19 protein-coding genes, 1 tRNA gene and 1 pseudogene are annotated in these 22,133 nt (G+C 30.0%); 17 read left to right on the top strand and 4 right to left on the bottom strand.

The window, feature by feature from the left end:
• Positions 1 to 14 precede the first annotated feature (14 nt).
• The 8 genes from GRQ01_RS05420 (at position 15) to putP (ending at position 11,578) form a co-directional block, all read left to right on the top strand.
• The gene (locus GRQ01_RS05420; protein WP_373447876.1) at positions 15 to 929 is read left to right on the top strand and encodes a formate dehydrogenase subunit gamma; all 915 of its coding nucleotides are present in this window, start codon (positions 15 to 17) and stop codon (positions 927 to 929) included.
• A gap of 145 nt (positions 930 to 1,074) precedes the next feature.
• Positions 1,075 to 1,857 carry a formate dehydrogenase accessory sulfurtransferase FdhD gene (gene fdhD / locus GRQ01_RS05425; protein ID WP_158334793.1) on the top strand — a complete coding sequence of 261 codons (783 nt, stop codon included), beginning with the start codon at positions 1,075 to 1,077 and terminating at the stop codon, positions 1,855 to 1,857.
• The gene (locus tag GRQ01_RS05430; RefSeq protein WP_158334794.1) at positions 1,850 to 2,587 is read left to right on the top strand and encodes a winged helix-turn-helix domain-containing protein; all 738 of its coding nucleotides are present in this window, start codon (positions 1,850 to 1,852) and stop codon (positions 2,585 to 2,587) included. The genes fdhD and GRQ01_RS05430 overlap by 8 nt, the downstream gene beginning before the upstream one ends.
• A gap of 100 nt (positions 2,588 to 2,687) precedes the next feature.
• Positions 2,688 to 4,790 carry an aspartate chemotaxis receptor CcaA gene (gene ccaA / locus GRQ01_RS05435; protein ID WP_158334795.1) on the top strand — a complete coding sequence of 701 codons (2,103 nt, stop codon included), beginning with the start codon at positions 2,688 to 2,690 and terminating at the stop codon, positions 4,788 to 4,790.
• A 76-nt stretch (positions 4,791 to 4,866) separates the two neighbouring features.
• Positions 4,867 to 5,433: a sulfurtransferase-like selenium metabolism protein YedF gene (yedF, locus tag GRQ01_RS05440; RefSeq protein WP_158334796.1), complete on the top strand. Its 567-nt coding sequence runs from the start codon at positions 4,867 to 4,869 to the stop codon at positions 5,431 to 5,433.
• Between the two features lie 8 nt (positions 5,434 to 5,441).
• Positions 5,442 to 6,464: a selenide, water dikinase SelD gene (selD, locus tag GRQ01_RS05445; protein WP_158334797.1), complete on the top strand. Its 1,023-nt coding sequence runs from the start codon at positions 5,442 to 5,444 to the stop codon at positions 6,462 to 6,464.
• 118 nt (positions 6,465 to 6,582) lie between these two features.
• On the top strand, positions 6,583 to 10,083 hold the full coding sequence (locus tag GRQ01_RS05450; protein ID WP_158334798.1) for a bifunctional proline dehydrogenase/L-glutamate gamma-semialdehyde dehydrogenase: 3,501 nt from the start codon (positions 6,583 to 6,585) through the stop codon (positions 10,081 to 10,083).
• A gap of 13 nt (positions 10,084 to 10,096) precedes the next feature.
• The gene (gene putP / locus GRQ01_RS05455) at positions 10,097 to 11,578 is read left to right on the top strand and encodes a sodium/proline symporter PutP (protein ID WP_158334799.1); all 1,482 of its coding nucleotides are present in this window, start codon (positions 10,097 to 10,099) and stop codon (positions 11,576 to 11,578) included.
• 25 nt (positions 11,579 to 11,603) lie between these two features.
• Here the strand turns inward: putP and gltS are convergent, their stop codons facing one another.
• The 4 genes and pseudogenes from gltS to yedE all read right to left on the bottom strand — a co-directional run bounded on the left by gltS (position 11,604) and on the right by yedE (position 15,270).
• Entirely contained in the window at positions 11,604 to 12,794 is a 1,191-nt protein-coding gene (gene gltS, locus GRQ01_RS05460; protein ID WP_158334800.1) for a sodium/glutamate symporter, read from the bottom strand.
• Positions 12,791 to 13,663, bottom strand: a complete 873-nt coding sequence (locus GRQ01_RS05465; RefSeq protein ID WP_193699225.1) for a formimidoylglutamase — start codon at positions 13,661 to 13,663, stop codon at positions 12,791 to 12,793. Before GRQ01_RS05465 ends, gltS begins: the two co-directional genes overlap by 4 nt.
• 168 nt (positions 13,664 to 13,831) lie before the next feature.
• Positions 13,832 to 14,059: a sulfurtransferase-like selenium metabolism protein YedF gene (gene yedF / locus GRQ01_RS05470; protein WP_158334802.1), complete on the bottom strand. Its 228-nt coding sequence runs from the start codon at positions 14,057 to 14,059 to the stop codon at positions 13,832 to 13,834.
• A 1-nt stretch (position 14,060) separates the two neighbouring features.
• Positions 14,061 to 15,270: pseudogene (gene yedE, locus GRQ01_RS05475) on the bottom strand (selenium metabolism membrane protein YedE/FdhT).
• A gap of 134 nt (positions 15,271 to 15,404) precedes the next feature.
• On the opposite strand from yedE, the gene GRQ01_RS05480 reads away from it, so the two are divergent.
• From GRQ01_RS05480 to bumR, 9 genes are all read left to right on the top strand, one after another.
• Positions 15,405 to 15,502, top strand: a tRNA-Sec gene (locus GRQ01_RS05480).
• Positions 15,503 to 15,525: 23 nt separating this feature from the next.
• The gene (locus tag GRQ01_RS05485; RefSeq protein WP_158334803.1) at positions 15,526 to 16,776 is read left to right on the top strand and encodes an adenylosuccinate synthase; all 1,251 of its coding nucleotides are present in this window, start codon (positions 15,526 to 15,528) and stop codon (positions 16,774 to 16,776) included.
• Positions 16,773 to 17,204, top strand: coding sequence for a flagellar export protein FliJ (locus GRQ01_RS05490; protein ID WP_158334804.1), 432 nt, complete (start codon positions 16,773 to 16,775; stop codon positions 17,202 to 17,204). The genes GRQ01_RS05485 and GRQ01_RS05490 overlap by 4 nt, the downstream gene beginning before the upstream one ends.
• Positions 17,194 to 17,712, top strand: a complete 519-nt coding sequence (locus tag GRQ01_RS05495; protein WP_158334805.1) for a MotE family protein — start codon at positions 17,194 to 17,196, stop codon at positions 17,710 to 17,712. Before GRQ01_RS05490 ends, GRQ01_RS05495 begins: the two co-directional genes overlap by 11 nt.
• An 84-nt stretch (positions 17,713 to 17,796) precedes the next feature.
• Positions 17,797 to 18,348 carry a DUF507 family protein gene (locus GRQ01_RS05500; protein ID WP_158334806.1) on the top strand — a complete coding sequence of 184 codons (552 nt, stop codon included), beginning with the start codon at positions 17,797 to 17,799 and terminating at the stop codon, positions 18,346 to 18,348.
• Positions 18,348 to 19,466 carry a glutamine-hydrolyzing carbamoyl-phosphate synthase small subunit gene (carA, locus tag GRQ01_RS05505; protein ID WP_158334807.1) on the top strand — a complete coding sequence of 373 codons (1,119 nt, stop codon included), beginning with the start codon at positions 18,348 to 18,350 and terminating at the stop codon, positions 19,464 to 19,466. Before GRQ01_RS05500 ends, carA begins: the two co-directional genes overlap by 1 nt.
• Complete coding sequence (locus tag GRQ01_RS05510) at positions 19,463 to 20,122, top strand: sulfite exporter TauE/SafE family protein (protein ID WP_203121243.1); 660 nt, start codon at positions 19,463 to 19,465, stop codon at positions 20,120 to 20,122. Before carA ends, GRQ01_RS05510 begins: the two co-directional genes overlap by 4 nt.
• The gene (gene bumS, locus GRQ01_RS05515; RefSeq protein ID WP_158334808.1) at positions 20,119 to 21,333 is read left to right on the top strand and encodes a butyrate sensor histidiine kinase-like phosphatase BumS; all 1,215 of its coding nucleotides are present in this window, start codon (positions 20,119 to 20,121) and stop codon (positions 21,331 to 21,333) included. Before GRQ01_RS05510 ends, bumS begins: the two co-directional genes overlap by 4 nt.
• Before the next feature lies 1 nt (position 21,334).
• A complete protein-coding gene (gene bumR / locus GRQ01_RS05520; protein ID WP_158334809.1) occupies positions 21,335 to 22,015 on the top strand; it encodes a butyrate response regulator transcription factor BumR in 681 nt (226 codons plus the stop codon).
• The last annotated feature ends 118 nt before the right edge of the window (positions 22,016 to 22,133 follow it).

Here is a 22,133-nt window from a genome sequence, read left to right on the forward strand (position 1 = left end):
AGAAAATTTTTATTATGCTTTTAGCAAATTTTATGAATTTGTTTGCTTATGGTAATGAAAGAATGGGACAAGATACGCAAATTTGGGATTTTCACCGTATTAGTAATATTCCAAATTATGATACCTTTGGTAAGCTTTGGACAAGCTTGCAAGGCCAATATATAGCCACTATAGCTTTAATAGCTGTTATTTGTGTATTGGCTGCTTTTGCTTTACACTATATGGTAATAGGTCCTAAGCAATTTTCCCATAAAGGAAAGAAAATTTATACTTTTACTTTATTTGAAAGAATTTTTCATTTCATTGCGGCGATTTCTTGGGTGATTTTAGTACCAACGGGTTTTATTATGATGTTTGGATCGACTTTTGGGGGAGGGGTTTTTGTCAGAGTGTGTAAAAATTTACATGCTTTTGCAACGGTTTTATTTATCATTTCTATAATACCTATGTTTTTATGGTGGATTAAAAGAATGCTTCCTGCAAGCTATGATATTAGATGGATGATGATTGTTGGAGGTTATTTAAGTAGAATAAAGCGTCCAATACCTGCTGGTAAGTTTAACTTTGGTCAAAAGTCTTGGTATTATATTGCTGTTTTTGGGGGATTTTTGATGATTGTTACAGGAGCATTTATGTATTTTCTTGATTTTGATTCTACTATAGTGCAAAGTTTTTTTGGTTTGAGTCAAATTGAACTTTTAAGAATTGCAGCCATTGTGCATAATTTTTTAGGTATAGTTTGTACAGTATTTTTTGGCATACATATTTATATGGCAGTATTTGCGATTAAAGGCAGTATACATTCTATGATTAGCGGTTATAAGGAAGAAGAAGAGGTTTATATCCTGCATTCTTATTGGTATAAAGAATTAAGTGCTAAAAAACAAATTAAACCAAGCTTTTCTTACGATCCAAATATAAAAATTTAATTTTTACTGCTATAAATTTTTATAGCAGTAATTTCAAATTTTTTATCAGATTAATTTTCCATCAGGACTTCAAAACTCTTTATTCTTGGGATTTTGTTATTTATGTTTTTTTGATATAATATTAAAGATTTTTGTGAGGATAAATATGGAAGCGCTATTTACTACTGAAATTTTAAAATATAAAGGGGAACATTGTTTTAAATGCGATGATACTTTAGTGCGTGAAATCAAACTTGAAATTTACATTAATGATAAAAAAGTAGGTGCTTTAATGGCAACCCCTGTGGATGAACAAGCTTTAGCTTTAGGGTATTTAATGAGTGAGAATATTATTGCAAAAGCGAGTGATGTTAAGAGTATAGAAAGTAAAGATGATGGTATGAGTGTTCATATCAAAGCAAAAATTGATAAGAAAAATCTAGCAAAACTTAATGCCCAAGGTGTAGTAATTAGTGGTTGTGGTAGAGCACATACAGCAAATATTGATCCTGATGCTATTGAAGCGAGTAAAATTGTTTCTAAAGTTGCATTTAATAAAGATGAAATTTTAACTCAAATGAGAACTTTTTATACCCAGTGTGAGCTTTATGAAAAAACAGGTTGTGTGCACACAGCTAAACTTTTTGTTGATGAAAAGACTTTTTTTATAGGCGAAGACATTGCGCAGCATAATACTATAGATAAGGCTTTAGGAAAAGCCCATTTAGCAGGGGTGAGTTTAGATCAATGTTTTTTAATGGTAAGTGGAAGATTGAGTTCAGAAATGGTGGCTAAAGCAATTATGCATAAAATTCCTGTGCTTGTTTCACGTACAGCTCCTACTTGTTTAGGCGTAATGATAGCTAGAAAATTTGATTTAACACTTTGTGGTTTTGCTAGAGAAGATAAGATAAATATTTATAGCGGGGGATTTAGAATCTATGGATAAAAATCAAGAAAAAAAAATTATTGCTTATATGAAAGAATTCCTAAATAGCAATGAAAAATTAGACTGTGGTACGGCTTTTAAAATAGCGAAAAAATTTAATGTAAATATAGAAAAGATAGGAACATTAGCTGATGAAAATAATATAAAAATTGATAATTGTGAATTAGGACAATTTGGACATTTAGATTTTGAAAAAGCAAAGATTGAAGTGTTTAAAAGCATAGAAGCTAGTTTAGATCAAAAGCGTAGGATTTTTTGTAAAGATGCTAGAGATATAGCAAAACAAACTTGCGGGCTTAAAAGTATGCGTTCAGCTTTAAAAAGCTACAAGGTTGATGTAAAGTATTGTCAATTAGGTTGTTTTAAAGAAAAAAAAGGAAAGCAATTTATAGTAAGGACAAAAACTTGGATAGAAAATGCTGATGGGGATTTGCTTTTTGGAAAAGGCAAAACAGAACTTTTAGAACTTATAGGGCAAACAGGAAGCTTGCTTCATGCTTCAAAACTCATGGGAATTAATTATAAAAAAGCCTGGATGCATTTACAAACCTTGCAAAAAAATTCCCAAGAAATTTTAGTTAGTACAAGGCAAGGGCGATCTAAAGAATCGGGTACAAAACTCACTCCTAGAGCCTTAGAATTAATGGAAAGTTATTCTATTTTACAAAAAGATATTGAAGAATATGCCGATAAACGCTTTAAAGAATTGTTTTTAAAAGAAAAAAAATAATCCTTACTTAATAAATACTAAATATATTTTTTATAATTAATATTATTTTCTTGAAACGCATGTTAGAATTAAAAAAATTTTTATTATTTAGGAGTTATGGATGTTTAAATCTTTAAATATAGGTTTAAAACTTATTTTTTCTGTGGCAACAGTTGTTGTTATTGGACTGGTTATTCTAATTTCCTTAATTACTAAGCAGGTGAGTCAAAATATTACTGAAAATACAGAAGATATTCTTGCTTCTATTGCCAAAGAGTATGCTACACAAACTCAAGGAATCTTTGGAGAAATGATTGTTTTAAATAAAAGTCTTTCAGGTACTTTAACAGAAATGTTTAGATCAACTTCTAAAGAAGATTTAGATATAGATAATATTACTAATATTATAATCAATACTTTTGATAACAGTCTTTATTCTAATTTTACTTATTTGTATCTTGTCAATCCTCCAGAATACTTTAGAGAAGAAAGCAAATTTTTTAACACTCAAAGCGGTAATTTCATTATGCTTTATACTGATAGTGAAAAAGACAATAAAGGTGGAATCAAAGTCATACAAGCTACAGATGAAATAGCTAATTTACAGGTCATTCAAGATATAATAAAACAAGCCAAATATGGAGAAAATAAAGTATATATCGGCCGTCCTATAAGAATGCATTTAGAAGGGGAGAGTTTTGATGCTGTAAACATGGCAATGCCGATTTTTGATAGAAAAAATCAAGTTGTAGGTGTTGTAGGTATGACTTTGGATTTTTCAGCAGTTGCTACCTACCTTCTTGATCCTAAGAGTTTAAAATATGATGGAGAATTAAGGGTGCTTTTGCAATCTGATGGTCTTATAGCGATTCATCCTAATAAGGATTTGGTTTTAAAGAATTTAAAAAATCTTAATCCAAATAAAGGTGCTCAGCAAACTTATCAAGCTATGAATGCAGGTAAAAATGGAGTTTTTAATTATATAGCTTTTGATGGGGATGATTCTTATGCAGCAATAAATAGTTTTGAAGTGCAAAACAGTTCTTGGACTGTGTTAGTAACAGCACCTAAATATTCTGTTTTTGAACCTTTGAAAAAATTACAATTAATAATCATTAGTGCATCTTTTATTTTTGTTTTTATTGTTTTAGGAGTGGTTTATTATTGTGTGAAAAAAATTGTTGCATCAAGATTGCCTATTATTCTTAGTTCTTTAGAATCGTTTTTCCGTTTTTTAAATCATGAAAAAGTTGAACCTAAGGCTATTGAAATCTGTGCTAATGATGAATTAGGTGCAATGGGTAAAATTATAAATGAAAATATCGAAAGAATACAAAAATCTTTAGAACAAGATCAAGATGCTGTGGATGAATCAGTTCAAACTGCTAAAGAGATCGAAAAAGGCAATTTTACTGTCAGATTTATCAAAAATCCTGCAAATCCACAACTCATAGAGCTTAAAAATGTGCTCAATAGAATGCTTAATGTTTTGCAAAATAAAATTGGTTCTAATATGAATGAAATTAATAGGGTTTTTAATAGCTATAAGGCTCTTGATTTTAGTACAGAAGTACAAGATGCTAAAGGGGAAGTTGAAATCACTACAAATATTTTGGGTAAAGAAATCAAAGAAATGCTTATTGCTTCATCAAATTTTGCTAAAGATTTAGCCAATCAATCACAAGAATTGAAAAATTCTATGCAAAAGCTTACCGATGGTTCTAATGCACAAGCAAGTTCTTTAGAACAATCAGCCGCGGCTGTAGAAGAAATCAATTCTTCTATGCAAAGTGTGAGTGGAAAAACTGTAGAGGTTGCTTCACAAGCTGATGATATTAAAAATATTGTTAATGTGATTAAAGATATAGCAGATCAAACCAATCTCTTAGCTTTAAATGCAGCTATTGAAGCAGCACGTGCAGGAGAACATGGTAGAGGGTTTGCAGTCGTAGCTGATGAGGTAAGGCAGCTTGCAGAAAGAACAGGCAAGTCTTTATCTGAAATTGAAGCAAATATTAATATACTTGTGCAAAGTGTTAATGAAGTGGCAGAATCAGTAAAAGAACAAACAACAGGAATAGCACAAATTAACGATGCTATTGCTAAACTTGAAAGTGTGACAAAAGAAAATGTTGAAGTTGCACACGCTACTAATGGTATTACAAATGAGGTTAACCGTATAGCAGGTGCGATTTTAGAAGATGTAAATAAGAAGAAAATTTAATTTTTATATCTCCTTGATTTAAAGACAAAAAAAGCAAGAAAATATTATTATTTTTTAGATAAATTAAGGAGAAATAATGAGAATTGATTGTAGAAATCTTGAGTGTCCTAAGCCTGTTGTTGAAACAAAAAAAGCACTTGAAAATCTTCAAAATAATGAAATTTTGGAGATTTTATTAGATTCTGTTATTTCTAAAAATAATGTTATAAAATTTTTAAATTCTTTAAATTTATGTCCAAATATTGAGGAAAATGGTAAGCAAATTTGTATAAAAGTGAAAAAACAAGAGCTTGAGTTTTCTAAGAGTAATGCTTATAGTGTTTTGTTTTTAAAAACAGATAAAATAGGAGAGGGTGAATTAGGAAAAACTTTGCTTGTAGGGTTTTTAGATACTTTAAAAAATATACAAAATATGCCCAGTAAAATACTTTGTGTTAATGAAAGTGTTTTAATCAATACCAATACCCAGCATGCAGCTTATGCAGCTATGAAAGAACTTGAAAATTTAGGTGTTGAGATTATTAGTTGTGGAGCTTGCTTGGAATTTTTTCAAAAGAGTAATGAGCTTAAAATCGGAAGTATTGGCAATGCTTATGAAATTTTAAATGAACTTTGTACTAAAGCAAAAATCATTAGTTTATGAAGGAAAATATGGAATATAAAAATCAAAATTTAACCCATTTTACAAAAGCGGCAGGTTGAGCAGCGAAATTAAGCCCGGGTGGCCTTAAAACAATTTTAAATTTCATGCAAACAAGTCCAGCTTTATTAAGCAGTATTGGCAATAATGAAGACGCAAGTGTTTTTCAAATAAATCCTGATTTGGCTTTAGTACAAACCTTGGATTTTATCACGCCTATAGTTGATAGTGCCTATCATTTTGGTGCTATTGCTGCGGCAAATGCTTTAAGCGATGTATTTGCTATGGGTGCAGAAGTGATTAATGCTTTAAATATAGTAGGTTTTAATACTCATGATCATGATTTAGAACTTTTAGAAGAACTTTTACAAGGTGCTAATGATAAGGTAAGAGAATGTGGTGCTTTGATTGTGGGTGGGCATACTATAAAAAGTAATGAAATTTTTTTTGGATTGAGTGTTACAGGTAGGGTGCATCCTAAAAAATTCATTGCTAATAATACTGCTAAAGAAGGCGATTTAATCCTTTTAAGCAAGCCTTTGGGTACAGGTATTTTAAGCACGGCTTTAAAAGCTAAAATTTTAGAAGAGAAATATTTAAACAATATGCTTAAAAGCATGATGAGTTTAAATTATAAAGCCAGTCAAATTGCACTTAAATTTGGAGTAAGAGCAATGAGTGATGTCACAGGTTTTGGGCTTTTAGGACATTTAAAAGAAATGTTAAATAATAGCATTTCTTTTACCATTTTTACAAGAGAACTTCCTTTTTTAGAAGGGGTAAAAGAGTATTTTAATCAGGGTTTGATTCCTCAGGGTGCTTATCGAAATTTAGAATTTGTACAAGAATTCCAAAGTAGTTTAAGTGAAGAAAGATTATTATTATGCGATCCTCAAACTTCTGGCGGACTTTTGATTGCTGTGGATGAGAAAAAGGCTATGGAATGTCTTAAGAATTTAGAAGATGAGAATATCCAAGCTAAGATTATCGCACAAGCTATAGCCTTTCAAAAAGATAGGTTTATTTTTTATTAATTTTTGTTACTTATATACCCATAAAAACTTTAATTTATTCTTATTTTTAAATTTAATAATGTTATTTTTATTTTATTTATACTATTTTTATTTAGAACTTTATCATTAGGAGATATAAATGATACAAAAAGCCCTAGCCTTGGCTGAAGAATTACAAGGTAAAATAGAAGCAAATATTTCAAATTCTGAAAAAGAATTCCATGCTAAAATGCAAAAACTTCTAAACAATCCCAAAAACAAAATAATGCTTATTGAATTACTTGATCGTTCTTTTAGATGTAATGATAAAAAAGCGAGTTTTGAGCTTATAGAATATACTTTAAATAAGTATGGTATAGCTGATTTTTTTAGTACTTTTGAAAAATTCTTGCTTTTTAGTTTTTTAAATTTTGGCAAATTCGCACCGAATTTAAGCGTACCGTTTTTTATAAGACATTTAAGAGAAGATACTAAGGCTATGGTTTTAGATGCAAATGCTAGTGTTTTACAGCCTCATATACGTAAAAGAAAAGAAGAAGACAATATCACTTTAAATGTAAATTTAATTGGTGAAGAGGTTTTAGGTGAAGCTGAGAGTAAATATCGTATCCGCAAATATGAAGAAGCTTTAAAGTCAAATTATATTACTTATATTTCTATTAAAATCACTACTATTTTTTCGCAAATTAATATTATTGATTTTGAATATTCTAAAGATGAGATTGTTAAAAGGCTTGATCATCTTTATGCTTTAGCATTAGAAGAAGAAAAAAAACAAGGAGTGAGTAAATTTATCAATCTTGATATGGAAGAATTTAGAGATTTAGAGCTTACTGTTGCAGCTTTTATGGAGAGTGTTTCTAAATTTGATATCAAAGCTGGTATTGTTTTGCAAGCTTATATACCTGATTCTTATGAGTATCTTAAAAAGCTTTTTGCTTTTTCAAAACAAAGAGTTTTAAAAGGGATGAAGCCTATTAAAATTCGTTTTGTAAAAGGTGCCAATATGGAAAGTGAAGAAACTATAGCAAGCCAAAGAGGCTGGGAACTTCCTACTTTTTACAAGAAAATAGACACTGATAGTAATTATAATAAAATGCTTGATTTTGTTTTAGAAGGGGATAATTATAAGTATATAAATGTAGGGATTGCAAGCCATAATATTTTTGAAATTGCTTATGCTTATACGCGTATTAATGAGGTGAAAGCTTTGGATTCTTTTACTTTTGAAATGCTTGAAGGCATGAGTTTACAATGTTCTTATGAACTATCTAAAATGCATGATTTAATCCTTTATGCTCCAGTTTGTGATGAAGCTCATTTTAACAATGCTATTGCTTATCTTGTAAGACGTCTTGATGAAAATACAAGTGAAGATAATTTCATGAGATATTTTTTCAATCTTAAAATAGGAGATAAAAATTGGAATATACAAAAAGAATTATTCTTAAAATCTTTAGAAGGTATTAAAACTCTTGATAATTCCACGCACCGTACCCAAGATAGAAATAAAATTTCAAAGGTCATAAGCACTTACGAAAGCGGGGTTTTTCATAATGAAAGCGATACTGATTTTATTTTAGCACAAAATAGATCATGGGCTAAAGATATAAAAATGAAATATGAAAATTTACAAAATTATGATGTTGTGCCTGTGATTGGGGATTTGCAATTAGATAAAGATACTTTAAATACTCTAGAAGTTAAAGATAAAATCAAAGATAGAATTATAGGTAAAGTTTATTTAGCAGGAGAAAAAGAAATTAAAAAAGCCCTTGATGTAGCTAAAAATTCATCTTATAGTAAAAAAAGCTTTGATGAAATTCATGCTATTTTAGCTAAAGCTGCGGATTTAATGAGAGAGCGTCGCGGAGATTTGATAGGTTTAGCTGCACTTGAAGTAGGTAAGACTTTTTTAGAAATTGATCCTGAAGTGAGTGAAGCTATTGATTTTATCGAATTTTATCCGCATTCTTTGAAGGTTTTAAAAGAACAAAATAAAAATACTCAATTTAGCCCTAAAGGTATAGGTGTGACTATAGCGCCTTGGAATTTTCCTATAGGTATTTCAGTAGGGACCATAGCAGCACCTTTAGCAGCGGGTAATGTAGTGATTTATAAACCCTCTTCGCTTTCAACTCTAACAGGTTATATGCTTTGTCAATGTTTTTGGGATGCGGGGATTAGTAAAGACGCTTTGATTTTCTTGCCTTCTAAAGGAAGTGATATTTCTAAATATTTGCTTGTGGATGAAGCGATTAAATTTTCAATCCTTACAGGAGGAGAAGACACCGCTTATGCGATGTTAAAAGCCAATCCAACTTTACTTTTAAATGCTGAGACAGGAGGAAAAAACGCTACTATAGTTTCTAAATTTGCTGATCGTGATAGTGCGATTAAAAATATTGTCCATTCTGCTTTTAGTAATAGTGGGCAGAAGTGTTCGGCTACTTCTTTGCTTGTTTTAGAACAAGAAGTTTATGAAGATGAAGAATTTAAAAAGACTTTAGTTGATGCTGCTGCTTCTATGCAAGTAGGAAGTCCTTTTGAATTTAAAAACAAATTAGGCACTTTAGCAGATAAACCAGGTGCTAAAGTACAAAAGGCTTTAAATCAATTGCAATCTTATGAAGAATGGGCTTTAAAACCTCAATTTTTAGATAATAATCCTTATTTAATGACCCCGGGCATAAAATACGGTACTAAAAAAGGTGATTTTACTCATATGAATGAACTTTTTGTTCCTATTTTAACCGTAATGAAGGCAAAAGATCTTCAAGAAGCTATAGAGATAGTAAATTCTACAGGCTATGGCTTGACTGCGGGTTTTGAAAGTTTAGATGAAAGAGAATGGGAGTATTTTCACACTCATATAGAGGCTGGAAATATTTATATTAATAAACCTACCACAGGAGCTATAGTGCTTCGTCAACCCTTTGGCGGGGTGAAAAAATCTGCCATAGGTTTTGGTAGGAAAGTGGGGATTTATAATTATATTACTCAATTTTTAAATATAAGTGTAGATCAAGCTGATGAGAATTTACTTGAAAATGATCTTGTTAAAGCTTTAGAAAAGATCCAATGCAGCAATGAAGAAGATAAAAAAGCTTTAGACAATGTGATTTTAATGGCAAAATCTTATGCTTATTATCATAAAAATGAATTTACTCTTTCAAAAGATTATGTAAAAATACGTGGAGAGAATAATCTTTTTTCTTATACTAAAATTAAAAATTTAGCTTTTAGAATATGCGAAGAGGATGATTTAAAGGATATTTTAGGAGTCATTGTTGGGGCAAATATTTTAGATATTAGCCTTAGTCTAAGTTATGATCAGCATGCTAAAATTTCTTTAGTAAAAGAGCTTTGTAAGGCTGCGAATTTAAAGGCTGATTTTATTAATGAGAGCAAGGCAAATTTTGTTTCGGGTTTGAAACATTTTGAAAGAATTCGTTATCATGCAAAAGCTAGTGTAGAGGATGAAATTTATATACAAGCTGCTAAAGAAGCTAAGATTATTATTAGAGATAAGCCTTTATTAAATGGCCGTTTTGAGCTTTTATTTTATCATAATGAAAAAGCTTTAAGCATCTCTTTTCATCGTTATGGAAATTTAGGCATTAGGGCATTAAATCATTAATTAAGGAGTAAAAATGGAAATAGTTCAAATTAATACCCCAATAGCAATAATGTTTGTCGCATATGCTGTTTTAATGCTTTATATAGGTTTTTATTTTTATAAGCAAAATAAAAATGCAGAAGATTATTTCTTAGGGGGTCGTTCTATGGGGCCTGTCATTTCTGCACTTAGTGCGGGAGCTTCTGATATGAGTGGCTGGCTTTTAATGGGTTTGCCTGGGGCTTTGTATGTAAGTGGTTTTGTAGATTCTTATATTGCAATAGGTTTAACTGTAGGGGCTAGTTTAAATTGGATCTTTGTAGCTAAAAGACTTAGAATTTATACTAGTGTTATTGCTAATTCTTTAACTATTCCTGATTATTTTGAAACACGATTTGATGATGATAAGCATATATTGCGCGTAGTATGTGCTATAGTAATTTTAATTTTCTTTACCTTTTATGTTTCTTCAGGGCTTGTAAGTGGGGCAAAACTTTTTGAAAGTACTTTTGGCATTGCTTATGAGTATGCACTTACTACAGGGACTATTATTATAGTGGCTTATACTTTTTTAGGCGGTTATAAGGCGGTTTGTTGGACGGATATGATTCAAGGGCTTTTGATGATGGGTGCTTTAATTATTGTGCCTTTAGTCATGCTGTTTCATTTAGGGGGTTTTAATGAGGCAATGCATATAGTAAAACAAATCAGACCTAGTGCTTTATCCTTAGGAGAAGGAGTAGGGGCTATTAGTATTATTTCCGCACTTGCTTGGGGACTTGGATATTTTGGACAGCCTCATATTTTAGTGCGTTTCATGTCTATTCGATCTGTTAAAGACATTCCAAGTGCTACTTTTATAGGTATTTTTTGGATGGTAATTTGTCTTTTAAGTGCTTGTTTTATAGGAGTTTTGGGTATTGCTTATGTGTATAAATTCCAATTAAGCCTTGCTGATCCTGAGAAAATTTTTATTGTGATGTCTCAACTTTTATTTAATCCTTGGATAGCAGGTATTTTGCTTTCTGCTATTTTAGCCGCTATTATGAGTACTGCAAGTTCTCAGCTTTTAGTGTCAAGTTCTACTATTGCAGAAGATTTTTATAAAAAAATTTTTAAAGAAGATGCCCCTGCACAAGTGGTGCTTAATCTAGGTAAGATAGGGGTGTTACTAGTAGCTGTGATAGCGTTTTTAATTTCTACAGATAAAAACTCAAGTGTTTTAAGCATAGTTTCTTATGCGTGGGCAGGTTTTGGAGCAAGTTTTGGTTCTGTTATGCTTTTTTCTTTATTCTGGAGTAGGATGACTAGAATAGGAGCGATTTTAGGCATGATAACAGGTGCGCTTACAGTGGTTCTTTGGAAGAATTATTTGGTTGAAATTTTTAACTTGCCTATCTATGAGATAGTCCCAGGATTTTTGGCTGCTTCTTTAGTTATTATTATTGCAAGTTTATTTACCAAGCTTCGCCTTGGAACTAAGACTGCTTATGAAAGGATGCTAGAAGAACTTTAAAATATTCTCGCATTTGCGAGAATATTTAGGCAAAAAGATTGATTAAATAAGTATTTAGAGGTATTGCTACAATATCGATTAAAACAGCCCCACATAAAGGCACAATTAAAAACGCTTGTTTAGAAATCAAAGCGTATCTAGCACAAACTGCATTCATATTCGCTACAGCATTAGGGGTTGCACCTAAGCCATGTCCTATAAGTCCTGCACACATGATAGCACTATCATAATTTCTTCCGCATAAATAAAAGACTACGAAAACCGCAAATAATAATAAGGCTAAAATTTGCACAATTAAAGTGATAAAAAGAGGTATGGCAACAGTACTTAATTCATTTATTTTTAGACTCATCATAGCCATGGTTAAAAAAATGCCTAAACTCAATTCACTTATAGTATCTAAAGAATACTGATTGATTTTAAAAATATTAAGAATATCATTGAAATTTCTTACAAGAATAGCAATAAGCATACATCCAACATAACTAGGTAAAGAATACCCGCTAAATTGTGTAAATTGAGAACTTATATAAAATCCAATGCACATAATGCATAATATTAAAAATAAAGATTTTAAAAAATCTTTATGGCTTGCAATATGAATTTCATGTTTTAAAGGATCTGTGTCTTTGATGTCTTGATTGGTTTGGATTTTTAAATTGTGTTTGCTTATAAGATATCTTGCTACAGGGCCTCCAAGTAAAGAACCAAAAATGAGTCCAAAAGTTGCTGCAGATAATGCTAAAACTTTAGCATTGTTCATACCGCTTAATTCTTCAACCATGCCACCAAAGGCTATAGCATTGCCATGTCCACCTTCTAAAGAAACAGCTCCGCATAAAATACCATATAATTTATTTAAATCAAAAAAACTCATCATAGAAATACCGATAAAATTTTGCATCAAAGCCATAAACCAACAGCATCCAAGATAGATCAAAAGTATTTTTCCACCTACTTTTAAGAGTTTAAAGCTTCCACTTAATCCTATTATGGTAAAAAACGCAGCCATGAGTGGAGTTTGTAAGCTTGTATCAAAATTAATTTTAACTTCAATGAAGCTTAAAGCATAAATTACCATACTTACTAAAAAACCTCCTATAACAGGAGAAGGGATACAAAATTTTTCTAAGATTAAAAAACGTTTTTTTAAAAACATTCCAAATAATAAAACTCCAATGCTAATAGTCAATGCACTTAAACTTTCAAAATTCATAAGTTTCCTTTACTTAATAAAAAATATGTTAGATAAGCAACAAGCTTTGCTGTATGATTATCTATATCAAACTTAGGGTTAAACTCGCAAATATCTGCTAGAAAAACTTTCTTGCTGTTAAAAATAAGTTTGAGCAGGGGCAAAATTTCTTTTAAACTAATGCCAAAAATTGCAGGGGCACTTACAGCAGGTGCGATATTTTGCGAAAATACATCTATATCTATACTCAGATAAATAAACTCATTTTGTTCTAAAAACTCTTCAATCATTTTTTGGGATTTTTCAAATTCATTATCAAGTACATATTGTGCTTTCATGTTTTGCATGGTTTGAAAAAGAGCTTTGGTATTAGATATTTTGCTTGCACCTAAACACAAATAAGAAAAATTATAATGATTCTTTTGTGCATACTCATAAGCTTTATAAAACGAGTTTCCAGAACTATGCAATTGCTGTATTCTTACGTCAAAATGTGCATCAAAATTGATTATTCCTATTTGTTTTTTATGATCTAAAAGCGCTTTTATAGATCCTAAAGAAGTTTCGTGTCCACCTCCTAAGATCACTGCATAATGATTGTTTTTTAAAAGTTCTAAACACTTGTGATAAAGTAAATCTTGACCCATTTCTAATGTAGTGAAATTTTCAATATCTCCTAAATCATCAAAATCAAAATCATCATGGATAGCGAAATTTACCATATTTTCTCTTATTTTTTTTGGAGCTAATTCGCTTCCTATTCTTCCGTGATTTCTTTGCACTCCTAAAGATGAACAAAAACCTAATAATTTGTTATTTGAATTTTTATTTAAGCATTGAAATAATCTTTTATGACAGGCTTCCTCGCCATCATTTCTTCCTTGCCACATCATTTCTCCTTTTTTTTAATTCCATTACTATACTAAAGTGTTTTTTAATATTTTTTTACATTAAAAAAAATTAATTTTTTTTGTGTATTTTAGTAACAAAATGGATTGATTGAAATTCTTATAAATTAATAATTTATTTAAAAATAAAATTATTTATATTTTACCTTTTCAATGTTTTTGTATTAAAAACCTTAGTATGGGACCGTCTTGATCGATTTGAAGAATTTTAAAACCACGATTTTTCGCATCTTCAGGTATAGAATTAATACTTTGTGGACAATCACAAAGCACTTCTAAGATCTCTTTGCTTTTAAGTTGTGTTAAAGCATCTAGTGTAGCTATAGCAGGGTAGGGACAGGCTTCGCCTTGTAAATTTAAACTATAAGTGATTTTCATTTTATTTGCTTTGAAAAGATTTTATAAATAGTTTTTTGTAAGATAAAACAAAAATAAACATTAATATAAAAAGCCCTAAATTGATAAAAAATCCCATTAAATTTCCCTAATCATTTAAAAGATTGATTTTTATTCCTTCTTTGAAAGTATTAGGTAAAAAATCATAGCTTAAAGCTAAAATCATCATTCCTATTATATTTGCAATGCCCACTATCATAAAATGGCTTTGACTTTCAAAAGTACGGTAAATCCACCCACACTCGCATCCTCCGGCAAAAACTATACCAAAACCGAATAAAAATGCTCCTATAGCTAGTGCAGGGGAAAGTTCTATAACTTTAATATCATGGCCTTGTAAAATAAAGGCAAAAGCAATCAAACAAGCCCCAATCATGCCGATTAAAGCACCTTTTATCGCATTATCTCTCCCAAATAAAAATAAATCTCTAAAACAAGAAGTAAAGCAAATTTGTGCTCTAGAAATGATAAAACCAAAGCTAAATCCAAAAAGAAGTGCTAAGGCTAAAAGACTTTCTTTATTTTTTATATTAACATTTCCATTGCAAAGTACAAGATAAAATACCCATGTTAAAAAAGCTATGAAGAATAAAATTCCTAAAATAAAATGCAATCTTGCACGTGATTTTTGTTTGTTTAAAGTTATATATTCTTTATCTATACGCTTGAGTATTATTTTAGGTTTGAAAAATGAAGTATTGCAAATTTTTATCCCCAAATAAATACCTAAAATCATAAAAACTGTAAAAAACCAAGTGTGCAAAGAAAAATAAGGCAAGCCTGTGAAAAAATTTGCTAAATTGCATCCAAAAGCAAGCCTTGCACATATCCTGAAAGTATTCCACCTAGTATGGCTTGAAATATACGTAGTTTATTAGCAAAGAAACGAAATTTTACTTTATTTGCTAAAAGAGCAGCGATGAAACAGCCTATGAACATATGCCTATAAGCATCATGCTATCAACTCTTGTTAAGATGGATCCATTTAAATTTTGTTTTTTATAGTAAGAATATTCTTTTAAATCCATACCTAAAACTTGTAAAAATTCACCACCCCAACGGGTTATTTCTCCTGTAATAGCCCAAACATTACCAAAAATTCCAAAATACACTGCACTTAAAATTCCAAGTACAATCATAGCTTTAGAATTATCCCAAAAATTGATTAAAAATTTTTGTTTAAAAGAATTCAAAAAAAGTTCCTAACTTGATATAAAAAAAGAGTGAGATTATAACTTAAATTTAACATAAAGTCAAAGACTTTGTTTTTGGTAAAATTATAAAATTTATTTTGTTTTTCATTAAAAATCGTTATAATTGCAATTTTGGAAGATTAGCGTATCTGGTGATTGCCACTGACTTCAAATCAGATGAAAGGATAGTTGACTATTCTTTGGGGAGTTCGATTCTCTCATCTTCTCGCCAAAAAGTAAAATTAAGGGAATTTTATGAGTAAAGCAGATATTATTGTTGGCATTCAGTGGGGCGATGAAGGCAAAGGCAAAATAGTAGATAAATTATGTGAAAATTATGATTTTGTTTGTAGAAGTGCAGGCGGACACAATGCAGGCCATACCATTTGGGTAAATGGTATAAGATACGCGCTTCATCTTATGCCAAGTGGTGTTTTGCATCCAAGATGTATTAATATTATAGGAAATGGCGTTGTGGTTTCTCCTGAAGTTTTGATTGCTGAAATGGCACAATTTGAAAATTTAAAAGGCAGATTGTATATTAGTGATAGGGCACATTTGAATTTAAAACATCATTCTTTAATGGATATTGCAAAAGAAAAGCTTAAAGGGAAAAATGCTATAGGTACAACAGGAAAAGGCATAGGGCCTTCTTATGCGGATAAAATCAATCGTACAGGACATAGAATCGGAGAACTTTTAGAACCTCAAAGATTGTGCGAAGCTTTAATTAAAGATTTTCAAACCAATAAGGCTTTTTTTGAAATGCTTGAAATTGCGATTCCTAGTGCTGAGGAAATGCTTGATGATTTAAAGCGTTTTAGTGAAATTTTAAGCCCTTTTATTACAGATACGACAAGAATACTTTGGAAGGCTTTAGATGAAGATAAAAGAGTGCTTTTAGAGGGTGCTCAAGGTTCTATGCTTGATATTGATCATGGAACTTATCCTTATGTAACAAGTTCAAGTACAGTTTCAGCAGGTGCTTTAACAGGGCTTGGTTTAAATCCTAAGGAAGTAAGAAGTATTATAGGTATTGTAAAAGCCTATGTTACAAGGGTAGGTAATGGAGCTTTTCCTACTGAAGATAAAGGCGAAGATGGGGAAAGAATTATGCAAATTGGTAAAGAAATTGGCGTAAGTACAGGACGTAAAAGACGCTGTGGATGGTTTGACGCTGTTGCGGCAAAATACACAGCAAGACTTAATGGGCTTGATGCTTTATCTTTGATGAAATTAGATGTTTTAGATGGGTTTGAAAAAGTTAAAATTTGTTACGCTTATGAGTATAAGGGCATGCAAATTGATTATATGCCAAGTGATTTAGAAAATGTCAAGCCAATCTATGAAGAATTAGATGGTTGGGATAAGGTATTTGGTATAAAAGATTATGATTTATTGCCAGAAAATGCTAAAAAATATATCTTAAGGCTTGAAGAACTTGTGGGGGTTAAAATTAAATACATTTCAACCAGTCCTGAAAGAGATGATACTATTATTTTATGAAAAATAAATACGATTCTGTTTTAAAAGTAAGAAAACAACAACTTGATAAGGTAGAAAATAATCTTCACAAAGCTAGGCAAAGACAGCTTCAAAATCAAAAGTCTTATGAGCTTTCGCGTAAGGAATATGAAAGTTTAGATACTTTACCAAAATCAGGAACCATTGCACAATTAAGATCGACTTTAAGCATGGTGCAAGTAGGGCGCGATGCTATAGCAAGAGCTAAGGAAAAAGTGGAGCTTTCTCAAAAAGAGATAAACCATTATCAGTTTTTGTATAAAAAAGCGTATTTAGATTATGAAAAAATAAAATTTTTAGAAGCTGAAGAGTTTAAGAAAAAGCAAAAAGAATTGGCTAAAGCTGAAGAGAAATTATTGGATGAAATCGCTATAAGCCGTTTTTTCAAAGGAGAAAAAGATGGGCAATAAATTGGTATTTTTGATTTTGCTTTCAAGCATGCTTTTTGGTTCTGAGCAAGATTGTGAGCAGTATTTTGAATCTAAAAAAGCACAAATTGAGCTTCAAACAAGAGAATTTGATGAAGCAAGACAAGCTTTAGAAGCTTATAAGGCTTCTTTTGAAGTTTTACAAAAACAAAGACTTGAAAGTTTAGAGAAAAAAGAAGCAGAAGTTAATGCGACTTTAGTAAAGATTGAGCAATTAAAACTTGAAAATGCAAGACTTTTAAAAGAACAAGAAAAAATTTTAAATTCTATACGCGATAAGACTCAAGGCAGGGTAAAAGAAATTTATTCTCAGATGAAAGATAGCGCTATTGCAGATGTTTTAACCCAAATGGATCCAGAAGATGCTAGTAAAATCATGTTGTCTTTAGAATCGCGTAAAATTTCTGGAGTTTTATCTAAAATGGATCCTAAAAAGGCTAGTGAGCTTACTTTACTTTTAAAAAATTTAGATAATAATATTAGCAATTAAACGGTTAAATTTTTCATTTTTAACATTCTTTTACCAAAAATAAGCTATTATTTTATACATTGATTAAATAAAAGGTTTTTTAAGATGCGTATAAAATTGCCACATGTTCCTTATATTGCAAATAAAATGATCTTAGATATCGCAAATTCTTCTTTTGTTGAAATCAAAGATCACTTAGAAAAACTTAAGATTTCTATAATAGAAGTTTTAGAAAATGACGTTTTAAATGAAAGAAAATTGGATGAAAAGGTAAAAGAGCTTTTAGAGCAACAAGAAGATGAAATGGAGTTGATGCAAGTAGATCGTAAAAATATGTTTTGGCTTGTAAAGAAAAAATTAGCCCCTGAGTGGGGTGTGATTTTAGATTCTGAAGAACATCACAATCATTTAGCACATCAAATTTTAAAAGAACTTGTAGAAAATGATTATATTAATTTTATGGTGAGTGAGAATAGAGTTAAGAATTTGATTTTTTCAAGTATAGAAGGTTATCTTAAAATTTATGAAAAACTTGAAGATGAGGTTTATGAAAAAATTAGCAATTATAAAACAAAGCCTGTTCCAGGTAGTGAAGAATATGATCTTATATTTGAAAAACTCTATCAAGAAGAGCTTAGAAAAAAGGGTATGTTTTAATGAAAGCTTATATTTATTTAGAAAATGACACTTTTTTAACGGCTAAGGCTTGCGGAAAACAAGGTACTTTTTTTGGAGAACTTGTTTTTAATACTTCTTTAACGGGTTATCAAGAAATTATTTCTGATCCATCTTATGCTGGGCAATTTATTGTTTTTTCTATGCCAGAGATTGGTATAGTAGGAACTAATGAAAATGATAATGAAAGCAAAGGAATCTTTGCTAGTGGTATTTTAATGCGTGAGTTAAGTTCAAGTTTTTCTAACTTTCGTGCTGAAGAAAGTTTGGAAAAATATTTAAAAAGACATGAAAAAATAGGTATTTATGAGTTAGATACTAGATATTTAGTTAAAATGATAAGAAAAAATGGAAATTTAAGAGCTGTGATTTCAACTGAAATTTCAAATAAAGAGGATTTAAAACTTGCTTTGCAAAATTCTGCAAAAATTGATGAGATCAATTTTATAAAAGAAGTGAGTACTAAAGAGGTTTATTCTCATAAACAAGGTGTTTGGAATGCTAGTTTGCAAAAATTTAATGATGCGAAAAGAAGCATGAAAAAGGTCGCTGTTATTGACTATGGTGTCAAAATAAATATTTTAAATGAACTTGTAGAAGCAGGATTTGAGGTTGAAGTTTATCCTTATGATATTAAAGCAGAGGAATTAATTGCTTTGTATAAAAAAGGAGAAATTCAAGGCGTGTTTCTTTCTAATGGTCCAGGTGAGCCAAAAATTTTAAAGCAAGAAATTCTAGAAATTAAAAAACTAGCCCAAGCTAAAATTCCAATGCTTGGGATTTGTTTAGGACATCAGCTTTTAAGTAATGCTTTTGGTTATGAAACTTATAAAATGAAATTTGGACAGCATGGGGCAAATCATCCTGTGATCAATCTTGATACAAAAACAGTCGAAATTACTGCACAAAATCATAATTATAATGTCCCTGAGGAACTAGATCAAATAGCTATTATCACTCATAGGAATCTTTTTGGTGATAATGTTGAGGGTGTAAGATATAAAAACTATCCTATTATTTCAGTGCAGCATCATCCAGAAGCTTCTTCGGGTCCTCATGAAAGCAAGTATATTTTTAAAGAATTTATGAATTTAATGTGAGTGTAGATTTTCTAGCTATTATTAGTGTTGCTTTCCTATCAAGTTTTGGGCATTGTTATTCTATGTGTGGTGGCTTTACTCTAATTTTTATGAATTTAAATTCAAAATCTAAAAACCTGTTTTTATTAACTTTTATTTATCATTTGTTTAGAATTTTTGCTTATATTGTATTAGGAATAATTTTTGGAGTTTTTGGAAATATTTTAGCAATTAATGCTAAGAGCCAAAGTTTATCTTTTTTTATTCTTGGCATATTTATGATGGTTTTAGGTTTTGCTTTAATTTTTAGAGGCAATATGCTGTCTTTTATTGAAAGCAATGTTTTTTTTAATCATTTTGCAAAAAAAATTATTAAAAAAGCTACGAATTTTAAAGGATTAAAATCAGCTATATTTTTAGGATTTTCAAATGGTTTTGTGCCTTGTGGCTTAGTGTATTTTTTTATTGCTAGTGCTATGAGTAAGCAAAATGTTTTTGAAAGTATTATAATAATGATGGTTTTTGGAGTGTCGACTTTACCAGCGATGTTGTTTTTTTTAAAAATTTCGCAGTTTTTTAATAATTTTTTGAAGAATTTTTTCAATTATGCATCATATAGCATCATTATTTGCTATGGTATATATCTTGCTTATATGGGTTTTAAGGCTTTTAAATGAGAGATTTTTTCAAAGATCAATTCTTTAAAGCAATTGAAAAAAATACGATTTTTTCAAGAGCAAATCCGCAAGGAATTTTGACTTTTGTAAGTGATAAACTTTGCAAAATAAGCGGCTATAGTAAAAAGGAGCTTATAGGACAAAAACATTCTATTTTTAGACATCCAGATGTTGAAGAATATTATATTGAAGAATTGTTAAATAAGCTTTCGCGTAAAAAACCTTATGAAGTTATTTTTAAAAACATTGATAAACTAGGCAAAACTTTTTATCTTGAGACTTTATTAATCCCTATTTTAAATAAGAATAATGAGTTAACAGAGATAGTAGCATTTTCTCGTGATGTGAGTAATTTTTTTAAACTTAATGAAGAGCTTGCATTAAATCATGCTAAATTGCGTGAGTTGAGTATAAATCTTGAAAATACTGTTAAGGATCATAAAAAAGAATTCATACAACTTGGCAAAAAATTTGAAAAGAAATTGCAAATTGCTTTAGAAAAAAATGAAAAAGATATTAAAATAGTTTATGAAGAGATTTTAAGATCTTCATTAGAGCAAATGATTTGCGATATAGCCCATCAATGGAGGCAACCTTTAAATGAGTTAGGTATTGCAATGTTTCAAATGAAGCAAAATCTTAAAGATGAAAAAGGATTTGCTGAAATTTATTCTCAATCAAAATCTATGATTAAAAATATGTCAAAAACGATTGATGTATTTAGAACTTTGTTTAATAATAAAGAAGCACAACCTTATGTATTTATAGAAGAGACTTTAAATAAAACTTTAGAAATTGTTTTTGAAACCATAGAAAAAAATCATGTAAATATTAATATTATTTCTAAAGGCGATTATGAAGTTTTAGCATATGAGAATGGTTTAATCAGAGTTTTTCTTAATCTCATTTTCAATTCTATAGAGGCTTTGAAAAACAAGAAAAGAAAAGTCATTACAATCGCTTTTTTAAAATTTGGAAAAAATTATTTAAAAATTAAACTAAAAGATAATGCCGGTGGCATTGATAAAAAAAATTTGGATAAAATTTTCCAACCCTATTTCACAACAAAACATCCCAGTCAGGGTATAGGGGTGGGGCTTTATATAAGCAGGCAAATTATTGAAAGTTTCCAAGGAAAAATCAAAGTTAAAAATGAGAAAGACGGAGCTTGTTTTGAAATATTTTTAAAGTTAAAAGAAAGGATGGAGTAAAATGTCACAAGATCGCAAAGATTTAATAATATTAGTAGTCGAAGATGAAGTTAAGGCTAGAGAATCATTAATAAATGTGTTAAGCAATCGTTTTAGCAAGGTTATAGGGGCTCAAAATGGAGATGAAGGACTTAAAAAATTTAAAAAATTTAAGCCGGATTTAGTGATTACAGATATTGCTATGCCCATTATGGATGGGCTTGATATGGCACGAGAGATTAAGGAGATTTCAGATGATGTGCCAATTGTTGTTTTAAGTGCATATTCTGAAAAAGAAAGGCTTTTACGTTCTATTGACATAGGTATAGATAAGTATTTAATTAAGCCTGTTGATATAGAAGAATTATTTAAAGTTTTAGATTATTTAGTTGATGAAAAGATTGAAGTTAATATGCTTGTAAAAATTTCTAAAGAATATCAATTTAATAAAACCAAAAGAACTTTGATTCATAATGGTAAAGAGATTATTTTGACTAAAAAAGAATTAGCCTTTATTTCTTTACTTTTAAAACAGCCTGGAGTTTTGGTTTTGCATGAAGATATTAAGAAAAATGTTTGGATTGGTGAGCATGTAACTGATACAGCGGTGAGGACTTTTATTAAAAGAATAAGGGATAAAGTGGGTGAAGAATTTATCAAAAATGTACCTAGTTTAGGATATAAGATAAATATTAATAAATAAGACTGATTTAGCCTTAAAATACCGAGTATGATGGATAATTAAAAATTGCCATTTTTAAGAAAAAATGTATGATTAATATTCTATAATGCTTTTTTATTTTTAAAATTTTAAGGAGAAA

It is taken from the genome of Campylobacter bilis (assembly GCF_016806695.1).
Classification (GTDB): domain Bacteria; phylum Campylobacterota; class Campylobacteria; order Campylobacterales; family Campylobacteraceae; genus Campylobacter_D; species Campylobacter_D bilis.

Coding starts and splice junctions, on each gene's coding strand:
- GRQ01_RS05490 (WP_158334804.1), top strand. CDS start 16,773: ATGAAAAATAAATACGATTCTGTTTTAAAAGTAAGAAAACAACAACTT.
- gltS (WP_158334800.1), bottom strand. CDS start 12,794: ATGAATTTTGAAAGTTTAAGTGCATTGACTATTAGCATTGGAGTTTTA.
- yedF (WP_158334802.1), bottom strand. CDS start 14,059: ATGAAAATCACTTATAGTTTAAATTTACAAGGCGAAGCCTGTCCCTAC.
- carA (WP_158334807.1), top strand. CDS start 18,348: ATGAAAGCTTATATTTATTTAGAAAATGACACTTTTTTAACGGCTAAG.
- GRQ01_RS05495 (WP_158334805.1), top strand. CDS start 17,194: ATGGGCAATAAATTGGTATTTTTGATTTTGCTTTCAAGCATGCTTTTT.
- GRQ01_RS05500 (WP_158334806.1), top strand. CDS start 17,797: ATGCGTATAAAATTGCCACATGTTCCTTATATTGCAAATAAAATGATC.
- GRQ01_RS05465 (WP_193699225.1), bottom strand. CDS start 13,663: ATGTGGCAAGGAAGAAATGATGGCGAGGAAGCCTGTCATAAAAGATTA.
- GRQ01_RS05430 (WP_158334794.1), top strand. CDS start 1,850: ATGGATAAAAATCAAGAAAAAAAAATTATTGCTTATATGAAAGAATTC.
- putP (WP_158334799.1), top strand. CDS start 10,097: ATGGAAATAGTTCAAATTAATACCCCAATAGCAATAATGTTTGTCGCA.
- fdhD (WP_158334793.1), top strand. CDS start 1,075: ATGGAAGCGCTATTTACTACTGAAATTTTAAAATATAAAGGGGAACAT.
- GRQ01_RS05485 (WP_158334803.1), top strand. CDS start 15,526: ATGAGTAAAGCAGATATTATTGTTGGCATTCAGTGGGGCGATGAAGGC.
- GRQ01_RS05420 (WP_373447876.1), top strand. CDS start 15: ATGCTTTTAGCAAATTTTATGAATTTGTTTGCTTATGGTAATGAAAGA.
- yedF (WP_158334796.1), top strand. CDS start 4,867: ATGAGAATTGATTGTAGAAATCTTGAGTGTCCTAAGCCTGTTGTTGAA.
- bumS (WP_158334808.1), top strand. CDS start 20,119: ATGAGAGATTTTTTCAAAGATCAATTCTTTAAAGCAATTGAAAAAAAT.
- GRQ01_RS05450 (WP_158334798.1), top strand. CDS start 6,583: ATGATACAAAAAGCCCTAGCCTTGGCTGAAGAATTACAAGGTAAAATA.
- bumR (WP_158334809.1), top strand. CDS start 21,335: ATGTCACAAGATCGCAAAGATTTAATAATATTAGTAGTCGAAGATGAA.
- ccaA (WP_158334795.1), top strand. CDS start 2,688: ATGTTTAAATCTTTAAATATAGGTTTAAAACTTATTTTTTCTGTGGCA.